The sequence below is a fragment of the Natrinema versiforme genome, from assembly GCF_005576615.1.
Classification (GTDB): Archaea; Halobacteriota; Halobacteria; order Halobacteriales; family Natrialbaceae; genus Natrinema; species Natrinema versiforme_A.
In genome coordinates, this window is the sequence record NZ_CP040331.1 from 295,995 (window position 1) to 308,304 (window position 12,310).

At 58.9% G+C, this 12,310-nt stretch carries 14 protein-coding genes; 8 read left to right on the plus strand and 6 right to left on the minus strand.

Annotated elements, in window-relative coordinates:
- Positions 1-96: 96 nt before the first annotated feature.
- The 3 genes from FEJ81_RS20060 (at position 97) to FEJ81_RS20070 (ending at position 2,006) form a co-directional block, all read left to right on the plus strand.
- Entirely contained in the window at positions 97-678 is a 582-nt protein-coding gene (locus FEJ81_RS20060; protein WP_004048657.1) for a helix-turn-helix transcriptional regulator, read from the plus strand.
- Positions 679-711: 33 nt separating this feature from the next.
- Positions 712-1,416, plus strand: a complete 705-nt coding sequence (locus tag FEJ81_RS20065) for a DUF7546 family protein (protein ID WP_123624180.1) — start codon at positions 712-714, stop codon at positions 1,414-1,416.
- 272 nt (positions 1,417-1,688) lie between these two features.
- Complete coding sequence (locus FEJ81_RS20070) at positions 1,689-2,006, plus strand: hypothetical protein (protein ID WP_004048656.1); 318 nt, start codon at positions 1,689-1,691, stop codon at positions 2,004-2,006.
- 200 nt (positions 2,007-2,206) lie between these two features.
- Here FEJ81_RS20070 and FEJ81_RS20075 read toward each other — a convergent pair whose 3' ends face one another.
- The 4 genes from FEJ81_RS20075 to FEJ81_RS20090 all read right to left on the minus strand — a co-directional run bounded on the left by FEJ81_RS20075 (position 2,207) and on the right by FEJ81_RS20090 (position 6,738).
- On the minus strand, positions 2,207-3,208 hold the full coding sequence (locus tag FEJ81_RS20075; protein WP_128906704.1) for a DUF63 family protein: 1,002 nt from the start codon (positions 3,206-3,208) through the stop codon (positions 2,207-2,209).
- Complete coding sequence (locus tag FEJ81_RS24555; protein WP_004594599.1) at positions 3,205-3,429, minus strand: DUF7123 family protein; 225 nt, start codon at positions 3,427-3,429, stop codon at positions 3,205-3,207. Before FEJ81_RS24555 ends, FEJ81_RS20075 begins: the two co-directional genes overlap by 4 nt.
- Positions 3,430-3,446: 17 nt before the next feature.
- Positions 3,447-6,053 (minus strand): heavy metal translocating P-type ATPase, encoded by a 2,607-nt coding sequence (locus FEJ81_RS20085; RefSeq protein WP_004594598.1) that lies wholly within the window; start codon positions 6,051-6,053, stop codon positions 3,447-3,449.
- A 94-nt stretch (positions 6,054-6,147) separates the two neighbouring features.
- Positions 6,148-6,738 (minus strand): AsnC family transcriptional regulator, encoded by a 591-nt coding sequence (locus FEJ81_RS20090; protein ID WP_049986206.1) that lies wholly within the window; start codon positions 6,736-6,738, stop codon positions 6,148-6,150.
- 134 nt (positions 6,739-6,872) lie between these two features.
- Here FEJ81_RS20090 and FEJ81_RS20095 point away from each other — a divergent pair, with 134 nt between their 5' ends.
- The gene (locus FEJ81_RS20095; protein ID WP_049938510.1) at positions 6,873-7,070 is read left to right on the plus strand and encodes a heavy-metal-associated domain-containing protein; all 198 of its coding nucleotides are present in this window, start codon (positions 6,873-6,875) and stop codon (positions 7,068-7,070) included.
- Between the two features lie 71 nt (positions 7,071-7,141).
- Entirely contained in the window at positions 7,142-9,925 is a 2,784-nt protein-coding gene (acnA, locus tag FEJ81_RS20100; protein ID WP_138247026.1) for an aconitate hydratase AcnA, read from the plus strand.
- 11 nt (positions 9,926-9,936) lie between these two features.
- On the opposite strand, the gene FEJ81_RS20105 is transcribed toward acnA, so the two are convergent.
- Positions 9,937-10,335 carry an SHOCT domain-containing protein gene (locus FEJ81_RS20105; protein WP_089649904.1) on the minus strand — a complete coding sequence of 133 codons (399 nt, stop codon included), beginning with the start codon at positions 10,333-10,335 and terminating at the stop codon, positions 9,937-9,939.
- Positions 10,336-10,363: 28 nt separating this feature from the next.
- Complete coding sequence (locus FEJ81_RS20110) at positions 10,364-10,924, minus strand: DoxX family protein (protein ID WP_011222420.1); 561 nt, start codon at positions 10,922-10,924, stop codon at positions 10,364-10,366.
- Positions 10,925-11,038: 114 nt separating this feature from the next.
- Between FEJ81_RS20110 and FEJ81_RS20115 the strand changes: the two genes are divergently transcribed.
- The 3 genes from FEJ81_RS20115 (at position 11,039) to FEJ81_RS20125 (ending at position 12,201) form a co-directional block, all read left to right on the plus strand.
- Positions 11,039-11,389, plus strand: coding sequence for an ArsR/SmtB family transcription factor (locus tag FEJ81_RS20115; RefSeq protein WP_049938495.1), 351 nt, complete (start codon positions 11,039-11,041; stop codon positions 11,387-11,389).
- A gap of 3 nt (positions 11,390-11,392) precedes the next feature.
- Positions 11,393-11,668 carry a DUF7521 family protein gene (locus FEJ81_RS20120; protein ID WP_004515576.1) on the plus strand — a complete coding sequence of 92 codons (276 nt, stop codon included), beginning with the start codon at positions 11,393-11,395 and terminating at the stop codon, positions 11,666-11,668.
- Positions 11,669-11,805: 137 nt separating this feature from the next.
- Positions 11,806-12,201 (plus strand): hypothetical protein, encoded by a 396-nt coding sequence (locus tag FEJ81_RS20125; protein ID WP_059059115.1) that lies wholly within the window; start codon positions 11,806-11,808, stop codon positions 12,199-12,201.
- The last annotated feature ends 109 nt before the right edge of the window (positions 12,202-12,310 follow it).

Sequence of the window (12,310 nt, forward strand, 5' to 3'; positions counted from 1 at the left end):
GCACTTCATCATCGCACCTTCAATCCGCAATTGTCACACCTGTCGCGCCAAAATTGATTGTATGAGCAGTCAGATATCGAAACAAGGGGATGTCATATGAACCAACGTCCAGCGGATACCGTCGTTGGTGTGCTCCTTGGGTTCGTCCTCTTGGCTGGCGGACTACTCAGTTGGCGGGCCTATCAACAGCGTCGCGCTATCGAGCAGTCGATGGGGCCGATGATGGACTCGTCTATGGGGGCGATTCACGGTCCAGATCCTCTCTGGTACGTGGTTGGAACCCTTCTGGTCGCAGGCAGTATCGGTGGCATCTATTACGTGGTTCGAGGGAATCTCATCGATTCGACAACCGACTCAGCGGATCACATCGACCCCGATCAGGTATCGGAGGCAACGCCTACATCGATAGACGATGACGCCTCGCCGGCGACGCCTATCAATCCTGAATCGGATCCGCAAGCGCGCGTTCTCGATCTCTTACCGGATGATGAACGACGCGTCCTTGAACCCGTCCTGAACTCGCCTGGAATCACGCAGATCGAACTTCGGGATCGATCTGAGTTCTCAAAGAGTAAAGTGAGCCAGACCGTGAGTTCACTCGAGGAGCGCGGGCTGCTGTATCGGGAACGACAGGGTCGAACCTACCGCGTGTATCCGAGTGATGACCTGCAGAACTAACAGACGTAGAAATTCATACTAACACTACCCATCATGTCACAAGCAACACTCGAAACTGATCGCATTAGCCGGGTTCTCAAGTCAAGCACGTGGCTCAATCTCCTCCTCGCCGCACAGTTGATCGCCGGGTTGGTGTACGCATATTTCACAGGAGATATGGGGAGCCGGTGGACCCATTTCGTCCTTCCATTTATTTGGTTCACCGCCTCAGTCTGGGTGATCTGGCACACTCGACCTGTAACGAAACGTCGAGTGTATCGTATTGGTGCCGCACTTGTCGTTGCTCTATATCTCATCGTGATGTTTTATTTTTCAGGATTACTTGGACCGAGCACCTCTCATTTCGGGCAGCTCACTGGACCAAGCGGCTTCGGAATAACGTGGGGTCGATCTTTGGGATGGAGTCCGGTCTTCGTCTATACAGGTGACCTGATCACGGTCTCGCTCATTCCTTACCAAGCGGTTGGCCTGTTCGCGCTGGCGTATCTCGTCTATGATGCATTGCTTGATTTCTCGCAGTCGGCAGTCGGAGGAATAGTCGGGATTGTGGCGTGCCCTGCCTGCGTTAGCCCGTTGTTTGCCGTACTACTTGCAGGCGGACTGAGTGGTTCTTCAACGATGTTATTGCTTGGTGCGTATGGCTACGAAATTGCGACCGTTCTGTTCCTCATGACAATTGGAATCCTCTACCATCGTCAGGCACTCACGAGGCAGTATCACCAGTTCCGAGGGAACTGATCCATCTCGTTCGTGGTCAGCAATACCCGAGCCTCCCTCGCCGCCTGAACCGTGGTTATTGTCTGGATCGCCGCAATGAGGTGAACAGTCTCGACGGATCCCCTTTGCTCTCACCATTCCTCTGATCCTTTCGAATTCGGCAGGTATGAACGATCCCGTCAGTAGAAAACGTTTAGATGGCGTTATAGACGTTCTTGAACGCTCTCCTGTTTGAGTTCACTCCCACGAAGATAACTCCGAACCCACCGTATGACTACTTGAGGCGAAAAACAATGACCAACCGAAACCTCGGACGATGGCTGCTCGTGGTGCTCGCGATTGTCGGACTCGCGTTTGCCGCCCCGGTAGTTAGCGCACACGGTGACGAACCGATCCAGGGGAACGAGACGGCAGCTGAAGGGACGCCAGCCGATGGTAGTGCAGCAGACTGGGCGGCCTGGATGGAAGGTCACATGACCGACTACATGGGCCCGAATGCCGTTGACGAGATGGAAGCGCACATGGGCGTGACCGTCGACGAGATGGCCCAAGATATGGCGGACGACAATCACACCGCGACGGGGATGAACGGACAGGGGTACGGCTGCTAACGATCCCTGTTCGGATCCTCGTCTGACACGATAGATATTCGACTTACTGACTCAACGATCACAATGACACACTACACCAACACTCTCGGGCGGACGACTCGTCGAATCCAGCAGCTGCTGCAAGCCCGGCCATCCCTCCACCTATTACCGCAATTTTGGACGTTCGAGTCATCGGTTTTTGCCAATCTTTGAGGCCATCGTTAAGCTCCCAACAGCATCCGAAGTGACCCACGAACGCCCATCGGGAGTCCGATCGCTCCGATGAAGAACGTCATAAGCCACCACCACGTGTGATTCATCTCCTCTTTCGCATCGGCGAGATACCACACGATGCCGACAGTCACGACGAGTTTCAGCACGAACGTCGATCCGGAGAATCCAGTCGCCTGGTACACGAGATTCGTCACGACCAGCTTTGGGGAGTAGCCGAGGAACGTCACACCGATGAGATTCTGCGCAGCGTCCCACAACTGGCCGAAAACGGCCAGCAGAATTAGCGGGTGTCGAAGGTGGGTGATATTGGCGAAACTCGTGCCCCAGTAGTAGAGTGCGGTTACGCCGAGCGCTATCCCCGTCGTCGCGACAGGAACCCATAGGCTGAGTGGGGTCGATGTCGAGAGGCCGTGCCAAACAGCCCACCAGACGGCCCCGACAGCCCACACCGACCCGACGAGCCCGACTGTTAGCGGGATAGATCCGATATTTTGGTCACGCAAGAGTGCACCGACACCGAGCGCGAGGATGGTGACAGCGGTGACGACGATGTAAATCGATGGCGTGATGAACCACACCGCGTAGTCCCCGAGCAGCCCGAGATCCTCGAGGGCGCGCATCGCCCCACCTGCGATGATGATCGGAGCGAACCCGTAGGCCAGTCGTGCGTCGAACGTGACGTCGAGTTGGTCGAGATACGCACGTAGTCCGGGGAGGCTGTATACGACTGCCGCGAGGTAGATTACCGTGTTCACCGCGTTGTAGCCCTGGACAGCACGAATCCCCTCGTGCGTGACTGGCTGACCGGCCGCATCGGCGACGACTGGTCCCCAGAGATACTGCCAGATGAACCGGTCGTAGACCAACGTCGGAAACACGAGGATGCCCCCACCGAGAAGGACGAGCGGGGCCAGCAGGTACAGCGCCCACCACTCGCGTGAGCCGGTCTCCGGAAGGACAGTCTCGACGCGGCGGGTGACAGTACTCACGACCCGTTCACCTCCAATCGCCACGTCGTGCTTTTCGAGCGCCCCCACTGTTCGAGTGAAACGATTGTGAGTTCGTCCTGGAGCTGGCTGAGGTACTGCGCGACTGCCTTGGGAGATCCGTCGAGGTCGCTGGCAATCTCGCGAGCCCGGAGGTATGTCGGTTCGCTACTGGCTGTCTCGACGAGGTACCTTCGAACCGTGTGCCGGGAAATATTCGACATTGATCTAGAGGTGACGGTTAGCGAAGAAATCCGAAGAGCTTGTAGTCGTGATCGGGGGTGTACCGCCGGAACAGGAGACTGTTCGTCAGCACCGACACCGACGAGAACGCCATTGCTGCTGCAGCGAGCACGGGCTGGAGGAGGCCGAGCGACGCTAACGGAATCATCGCCGTGTTGTAACCGAGCGCCCACACGAGGTTCTGTTTGATCTTCTGGAGTGTCGCGTCTGAGATTCGGATCGCCTTTACCACGTCGAGCGGGTCGTCTCGCATCAGCGTGACGTCTGCAGCTTCGATGGCGACGTCGGTGCCGGAGCCGATTGCTGTCCCGACGTGTGCGACCGCGAGTGCCGGAGCGTCGTTGACGCCGTCACCGACCATCATCGCCTGCCGGCCCTCGTCTTGAATACTGTCGACCGCGTTGGACTTGTCCTCAGGAAGGACTCCTGCGCGGACGTTCTTCGGGTCGATACCCACCTGTTTAGCGACCGCACGGGCAGTTCGCTCGTTGTCGCCCGTAATCATCATCACGTCAACTCCCCGCTCCTGGAGTGCTGTGACAGCCTGCTTGGAGCTTTCCTTCACTGTGTCGGCGTCGGCGACCACACCCACGAGCTCCCCCTCGTAGGCGACCAGCATCGCCGTCTTCCCCTCGTTCTCGAGGCGTTCCATCGTCTCCTCAGCGGGAGAGGGGTCGATCCCGTTGTCCCGCAGCAGCTTGCGGTTGCCGACCAGCACCTCGCTGTCACCAATGACTGCTTTGATCCCGTGGCCCGGAACGTTCTCGAAGTCGTCAGGCTCAGTCACGTCCAGGCCGCGTTCTTCGGCCCCTTCGACGATTGCACGGGCGAGCGGGTGTTCGCTGCCGCTTTCAGCTATCGCCGCCAGTCGAAGCACATCATCCTCTGAGAGGCGCTCACGGGTGCTGAGCTGTCCACCATCTGGGGTCGGCTCGCCACCGTCAGTCACCACATTTCCATCGCTATCAAAGACGACCACGTCGGTGAGTTCCATTTCCCCTTCGGTGAGTGTGCCCGTCTTGTCGAAGACGACTGTATCGACGTCTTTCGCTCGTTCGAGGATGTCACCGCCCTTGAACAGGACGCCGTTCTGGGCACCAATCGTCGTCCCGACCATCGTCGCTGCGGGCGTCGCCAGCCCCAGCGCACAGGGACAGGCGATGAGGATCGAGGACGCGAAGACAATTATCGCGAACTCGAAGACTGAAACGGTCCCACCGACCGGGGCCGGGCCGCCAGCAACCTGACCCCACAGCGGGAGCCAGTCGACGAAGCCAGCGAGAGCCTCGGGGAACAGGAACCAGACGACACCCCAGAGAAGGGCGTTCGCGATGACCGCAGGCACGAAGTACGCGGAGATGCGGTCGGCGAGATTCTGGATGTCGGGCTGGCGCGACTGGGCCTCCTTGACTGTCTGGACGATCTGTTGGAGGGCCGTGTCTTCTCCAACCTTCGTCGCCTCCACGACAAGGACGCCGTTCTCGTTAATCGTCGAGCCGACGACCTCATCGCCCTCCTCTTTCTCGACAGGCACAGATTCGCCAGTGACCATTGACTCGTCGACGGCAGACTGACCGTCGACAACGACACCGTCTGTGGGAATCTTCTCACCTGGACGGATTTTCATCCGGTCACCAGTTGTGACCTCTTCAAGCGGAACTTCTTCTTCACTGCCGTCCTCGCGGACAATGGTCGCCGTTTCGGCTTCCATTTCGAGGAGCTTTCGGAGGGCCTCACCCGCTTGGCCCTTCGACCGAGCTTCGAGATAGTTACCCAACGTGATGAACACGAGGATGAGGGCTGCCGTGTCGAAATAAAGTCCACCTGCAATGAGTTCAGCAAGGACTGCCACAGAGTATAGATAGGCCGTTGTTGAACCGATCGCAATCAGCACGTCCATATTGGCGCGGCCGTTCTTCACGATCGCCTTGTACGAGTTCTTATAGAACGGCCAGCCGAGGATCGCCTGTACCGGCGTGGCGAGGAGGAACTCAACCCAGCCAAGTTCCACACCGAAGACGGCTTCAGGGACGATCGCGCCACCGAGCAGATAATTGTCGATGAGGAAGAAGAGCAACGGTGCCGATAACACTGCCCCAAAGAGGGTCAACCTGAGTTGTTTCCGAGTTTCGGCTTGACGGGCGGCATCTCGTGCGTCCTGGCCCGACTCTTCGTCGGCACCATCTTCGCGGACGGGCGAGTAGCCAGCCTCCTCGATAGCATCGTACAGCGCACCAATAGATACTTCCGCAGGATTGTAGGTGACCTGTGCTTCGTCGGTTGCGTAATTGACCTCCGCATTAACGACGCCCGGAATATTTTCAAGAGCGGTTTGGTTGGTCTCGGCGCAGTTGGCACAGGTCATATCGGAGATGGCAATCGTTACCGTCTCAGAGACTGCGCCGTACCCGGCCTCGTCGATCGCGTCGTAGATTTCTTTGAGCGATACCTCTTCAGGGTCGTAGGTGACGGAACCCTCGTCGGTGGCGAAGTTCGCATCCGCCTCCGATACCCCGTCGAGCGATTCGAGAGTGTCCTGGATCGTCGCCGAACAGTTGGCGCAGGACATTCCCGTGATATCAAGATGGATTGTTTGGCTTGTCATGCTTGTTCTACTATACGGGGTCTAGGTTTAGGCGATTTACTGCTTCGAGAGGCGGGGTTTCGACTGCAGGAAAATTTGGATTCCAAAGACAGCGTTACGCTCCCTCTTCGAGTCGCTGATACCGATCGTCGAACCGTGTGAGACAGGACGGACAACAGAAGTGATAGATCTCTCCGTCGATTCTCGTCGTTTCACCTTGATTATCAACGGTATTGTTACATTCAGCACAGGTGAGTGCAAATTCGACGCCATCAACGGACGGCGTCCATTCAAGCTCGTCAATTAGCGTGACGGTGTAATCTGCTACATCGATCTCGTTAAAGAGTCCATCTACCCACTGACGTACGTTCTGGGCTTCAACACGGGCATAGAACCAAAGATCTCCTTCGGAGGTCGTGAAGACGTGTTCAACGCCATCTGACTCTCGAGCCCGCTCGCGGGCGGCCTCCAACGACGCTGAGCCGATTTCGGCCTGAATAAATACCGGTACACCAGCTCGGAGATGAGCCCGGTTGACGTCAATCGTGAAGTTGTTAATGATGCCAGCTTCCTGTAATCGCTTTACCCGGTCAGACACGGCTGGCCCCGACAAGTCGACCTCCTCGCCAATATCGCTGAACGGGCGGCGGGCGTCATCAGCGAGTAACGAGAGGATTTCTAAGTCGGTTTCATCCAAATTGCGCATACGACCGCTTCGTCTCGCAGGATACATTATTGTTGCCCACAACACACCTTCGAAATCGGTGATCTAGGGCTGCGACAACATTGGATTCTAAGCAGAAAACCACATAGAATACTCGCCCCTATCTACGAATGGATATGACTCAGACAATCACCGTCGAAGGAATGACCTGTGAACATTGCGAGCAGACCGTCGAAGAGGCACTCGAAGAAGTTGAGGGGGTTACGTCCGCTACTGCGGATCGTGACTCAGAATCCGCGACGGTCGAGGGGTCCGCTGAACGGGATGAGCTTGTGACTGTGGTCGAAGACGCTGGATACGATGCCTCTGCGTAACAAATCCCGATTCTCGTCGAATCGGATTCGGAGAGGGATTGATACGACTGCCAATCCCAGGTGTAGATACTATGACTGATACACTTCCGTTCGATGCCGTCCGCGAGCTCGACGTCGACGGGACGACGTACAAGATGGCCGATCTTCGAGCACTCGAAGAGCAGGGGCTCTGTGACCTCGACACGCTCCCTGTGAGCATCCGTATTCTGCTTGAGTCGGTGCTCCGGAACGCCGACGGCGAAACTGTTACTGCAGCGGATGTCAAGAATGCTGCTGGCTGGAAGCCAGACGTACCGGACGCAGAGGTTCCGTTCTCTCCATCACGAGTCGTCCTACAGGATCTCACTGGCGTGCCCGCAGTTGTCGACCTGGCGGCCCTTCGATCCGAAGTCGACCGCAAAGATCGGGACCCGACCCTGGTCGAACCAGAGATCCCTATTGATCTCGTAATCGACCACAGCGTCCAAGTCGACTACTTCGACTCCGAGGACGCCTACGAGAAGAACGTCGAACTGGAGTACGAGCGCAACGCCGAACGGTATCGCGCGATCAAGTGGGCGCAGAACGCCTTCGAGAACTTCAACGTCGTCCCGCCGGGGACCGGTATCGTCCACCAGGTGAATCTCGAACATCTGGGTCGGGTCGTCCACGCCCGCGAGCAAGACGGCGAGAACTGGCTCCTGCCGGACACGCTCGTCGGCACGGACAGCCACACCCCGATGATCGGTGGCATCGGTGTGGTCGGTTGGGGCGTCGGCGGCATCGAAGCGGAAGCGGCGATGCTCGGTCAACCGGTCACGATGAAACTCCCCGAGGTCGTCGGCGTCCGTCTCGAAGGCGAATTACCCGAGGGCGCGACGGCTACGGATCTCGTGCTCCACATCACCGAACGACTCCGCGAGGTCGGCGTCGTCGACCGGTTCGTGGAGTTCTTCGGTCCCGGTGTGGAGAATCTCACAGTCCCCGACCGGGCCACGATCGCCAATATGGCGCCCGAACAGGGCTCGACGATCAGTATGTTCCCGGTCGACGAGCAGACGCTCGAGTATCTCGAACTCACCGGGCGTGACCCCGCCCACATCGACCTTGTTCGCGAGTACCTCGAAGCCCAAGGGCTGTTCGGGGAACAGGAACCAGAATATACTGAGGTCGTCGAGTTCGACCTCTCGACAGTCGAACCGAGTCTGGCCGGACACAAGCGGCCACAGGACCGGATTCCGATGGGGGACGTGAAACAGAGCTTCCGGGGACTTCTCCACGGGGAGTTCGAGGACGACCTCGATGATGTCGACGAGGACGCCTTGCAGCGGTGGCTCGGTGAGGGTGGTGCAGCTGATGCGGAGACCGACGGTGGCGTTCAGGTCGAACCCGAATCGGAACTGCACCCGTTAACCAAACGTGTCGAGGTCGACCTCGACGGTGAGACGGTCGAAATCGGACACGGAGACGTCCTCGTCAGCGCCATCACGAGCTGTACGAACACGTCGAACCCGTCGGTGATGATCGCTGCTGGACTGCTCGCCCAGAACGCCGTCGAGAAAGGCCTAGACGTCCCGCCGTACGTCAAGACGAGTCTCGCACCGGGTAGCCGTGTCGTCACGCAGTATCTCGAAGAATCGGGGCTGCTTCCGTATCTCGAAGAGCTCGGGTACGCCGTCGTCGGCTACGGCTGTACCACCTGTATCGGTAACGCTGGGCCGCTTCCCGATCCCATCGAGCAGGCAATCGACGACCACGACCTCTGGACGACGAGCGTTCTCTCCGGGAACCGGAACTTCGAGGCGCGTATCCACCCGAAGATCCGCGCGAACTACCTCGCGAGCCCGCCGCTCGTCGTCGCCTACGGGCTCGCAGGGCGGATGGACATCGATCTCGAACACGAGCCGCTGGGCACTGACGATGAGGGTAACCCAGTCTATCTGGCGGACATCTGGCCGGACGCAGCGGACGTGCAGGCCGCAATCCACGAGAACGTCTCTCCGGAGATGTTCGAGGAGAAGTACGCCTCCGTGTTCGAGGGCGATGAGCGATGGGCTGCTCTCGACGCGCCCACGGGTGACGTCTACGAGTGGGATGAGGACTCGACATACATCCGTGAACCGCCGTTCTTCAAGGACTTCCCGGTAGAGAAACCCGGCGTCGCCGATATCGAGGACGCACGCTGTCTACTGACGCTCGGCGATACCGTTACGACCGACCACATCAGTCCAGCCGGCCCGTTCGGTCCCGACCTCCCCGCAGGTCAGTGGCTGCTCGATCACGGTGTCGAGCCACACGAGTTCAACACCTACGGCGCACGTCGGGGCAATCACGAGGTGATGATGCGGGGGACGTTCGCCAACGTCCGAATCGAGAACGAGATGCTCGACGACGTCGAGGGTGGCTACACGATCCACCACCCGACCGACGAACAAACCACGGTGTTCGAAGCCAGTCGCCGCTATCGGGACGAGGGGATACCGCTCGTCGTGATGGCTGGCGAGGAGTTCGGAACTGGGTCTAGCCGGGACTGGGCGGCGAAAGGAACGGACCTGCTCGGTGTCCGCGCAACCATCGCCGAGAGTTACGAGCGCATCTACCGCGACAACCTCGTCGGCATGGGTGTGCTTCCCCTGCAGTTCGATGATGGCGACTCGTGGGAATCTCTCGGTCTGGATGGGTCGGAGGTCTTCACGATCCACGGCCTCGATGACGGGCTCGACGTGATGGACGAACTGACCGTTATCGCCGAGCGTGCGGACGGGTCGACTGTCGAGTTCCCGGTCACAGCACAGGTCGGCACGCCGGCCGCCGTAACCTATATCGAACACGGCGGAATCCTCCACTACGTCCTCAGACGCCTCCTCAGACAGTAACACCAACGCGGTCAGAAACGATCGTCGTCGGACACCAGGCGGGCGCGACGGTGATCAAACTCCTCGTCGTCGATTTCGCCACGAGCGTACCGTTCTTGGAGAACAGCGAGTGCGCTGTCATCAGTATGGCCGTCCGTAGGGGACCGCGTTGTCAGCCAGTAAACGGCGTAGACTGGGAGGGCGATCAGAAGTGCCATCCACAGGAGCCCGAACAGTATCATTCCCCAGCCCCAGCCACCCCAGCCGGCCATGTGGCCGCTGTTCCACATGCCGTCGTGCCAGCTCCACATCATTGATTCTGGGACGGTCGCGTGCGTTAGCGCCATTCCGGCGACGACGGCCAGAGTCAGTGCCCCAACGACGATGAATCCCAGAGAACGAATCCCGCGTGCTTGAATTGGATTTTGCATTGTTGTACTCCCAACGGTCTCGGCGTGGTTAGCCGAGGATGTATTCGAGGGCGGGGTAGCGCTCGACGAGCGTCTCGCCGCCGACGTCGTAGTTCTCGATGTACTGGTCGAGGCCCAGGATGCGGCCCGCGGCGAACGCGGCGACCGCGAGGAACACGAGCATGTACGCGAAGTCCCCGTTGATGAACCCGTGACCCATGTCCCAGTTGCCGAAGTAGAACATGAGCATCATCAGCGCGCCGAAGAACGCCGCGAGGCGGACGAACGCGCCGACGAGGAGGCCGAGGCCGATGAACAGCTCGCCGTACGGCACGGCGACGTTCGCGAACTCGACAAACCACGGCGTCGAACCCATCCACGCGAACAGGCCCGCCAGCGGGTTGCCGTTCGTCGCCGCAACGTTCGAGAGGTAGCCGCCGGCCGCGAACTCGCCGGTGATCTTCGTGAAGCCGGAGTACGCGAACGCGTAGCCCATCATGAGACGGAGCGCCAGCACGAACCACGCGCTGAGGCTGTGGACTTTCCCGCCGACGGTCAGGCCGCCGACTCTGCTCTCAAGCTGGTTCATGCCGGAGTCGAGTGTGGACATAATTATTGCACCTTCAACTATCAGTAGGCGGGTAGAGACGATATAATAGCGAGCCGGCGTTCTGAGTCAGAAAACCGGCGGGCTATATTACCCTCCTGTAGCGAGTACGGACGTGTGACTGAGGAGGCCGACCCGTCGGACATCTTCGCCACACTCGACGACGAGTACGCCCGCAACATCCTCGTGGCGACGAAGACCGACCGACTCTCCGCGAAGGAGCTCAGCGAGGAATGCGATATGTCACGCCCGACCGTCTCGCGGCGTGTCACCCGCCTCGTCGAGCAGGGCCTCCTCGAGGAGTACACGCACGTCGACCCCGGCGGACGGCACTACAGCGAGTACGAGGCGCGACTCGAGCGTGTCGAAGTACTCCTCCAAGCAGAGGGCTTCGACGTGCAGATCGATGTTCGGCCGGACCCCGCCGACCGGATTACGTCCATCTTCGAGGAAATGCGGGGAGACTGACTCATGGAACACACGTTATTCGTCATCGGCAAGCTGTTCACGACCGCCCTGGCGCTGGTGATCGCCTACCAGGCCTATCGCGGATACCAACGGCATCACACGCAGTTACTCCTGTACGTCGCGGCTGGCTTCGCGCTGGTCGGGCTCGGCGGCCTCCTCGAGGGCGTGCTCTTCGAACTCCTCCAAGTGTCGATTTTCGAAGCAGGATTCGTCGCAGCACTCGTCACCGCCGCCGGGATGCTGTCGATTCTCTACGCCCTGTATGCCCCGAACCCCTGAGGATTCGGGACGTTCATTCGAGAAGCGGCCTCTGGGCGTTGTTCCTCATTCGAAGTCGCTATTGTTCGGATTCCCCTTATTCTCACCAGTGTAGGGTCGCAGCGGGAATTATGTCCGTACCGGTCGTACAGTATCGTATGATTCGAACACTCGTGGGTGTCCTTGGCGCTCTCTCAGCGCTGTTCCCGGACAAAATCGTCAGTCTCTTCGAGAAACTTGCGATTGCGAATCGAAGCGGGGGAACAGTGAGAGGGTGGGTCCGCCCAGCTATCCGGTCTGAGGGCGTTCTGATAGCTGCGATTTCCCTCCTCAATGGGCGAGCATACGCGTGGCTGATGAATCTTACCGGTGTGTTCGGCGCTATCGTCTTCCTGTTTCCCGATCTGTATCGAAGATTTGCCACCGCGTTCCTGTACGAGCGTCCGGAGTCGGTCGAATGGAACGAGCGATTCCGCTCGGGTATTCGGGCTATCGGCGCACTATACGTCTTTTTAGCGGCGAAGACGTATCTGGAGCGCCACAACGGTACCTGAGTCTTCCCGCATCGTCAGTTGCTGAATCTGAAATTTGGTTCGTTTCGGCTGCACGTATCACTTGGAATCTAAAGTTTGACCCCCAAGAGACCAGCATAATCGAAGGGGA

Coding starts and splice junctions, on each gene's coding strand:
- FEJ81_RS20125 (WP_059059115.1), top strand. CDS start 11,806: ATGATTCGAACACTCGTGGGTGTCCTTGGCGCTCTCTCAGCGCTGTTC.
- FEJ81_RS20095 (WP_049938510.1), top strand. CDS start 6,873: ATGACTCAGACAATCACCGTCGAAGGAATGACCTGTGAACATTGCGAG.
- FEJ81_RS20085 (WP_004594598.1), bottom strand. CDS start 6,053: ATGACAAGCCAAACAATCCATCTTGATATCACGGGAATGTCCTGCGCC.
- FEJ81_RS24555 (WP_004594599.1), bottom strand. CDS start 3,429: ATGTCGAATATTTCCCGGCACACGGTTCGAAGGTACCTCGTCGAGACA.
- FEJ81_RS20120 (WP_004515576.1), top strand. CDS start 11,393: ATGGAACACACGTTATTCGTCATCGGCAAGCTGTTCACGACCGCCCTG.
- acnA (WP_138247026.1), top strand. CDS start 7,142: ATGACTGATACACTTCCGTTCGATGCCGTCCGCGAGCTCGACGTCGAC.
- FEJ81_RS20105 (WP_089649904.1), bottom strand. CDS start 10,335: ATGCAAAATCCAATTCAAGCACGCGGGATTCGTTCTCTGGGATTCATC.
- FEJ81_RS20070 (WP_004048656.1), top strand. CDS start 1,689: ATGACCAACCGAAACCTCGGACGATGGCTGCTCGTGGTGCTCGCGATT.
- FEJ81_RS20110 (WP_011222420.1), bottom strand. CDS start 10,924: ATGTCCACACTCGACTCCGGCATGAACCAGCTTGAGAGCAGAGTCGGC.
- FEJ81_RS20090 (WP_049986206.1), bottom strand. CDS start 6,738: ATGCGCAATTTGGATGAAACCGACTTAGAAATCCTCTCGTTACTCGCT.
- FEJ81_RS20060 (WP_004048657.1), top strand. CDS start 97: ATGAACCAACGTCCAGCGGATACCGTCGTTGGTGTGCTCCTTGGGTTC.
- FEJ81_RS20065 (WP_123624180.1), top strand. CDS start 712: ATGTCACAAGCAACACTCGAAACTGATCGCATTAGCCGGGTTCTCAAG.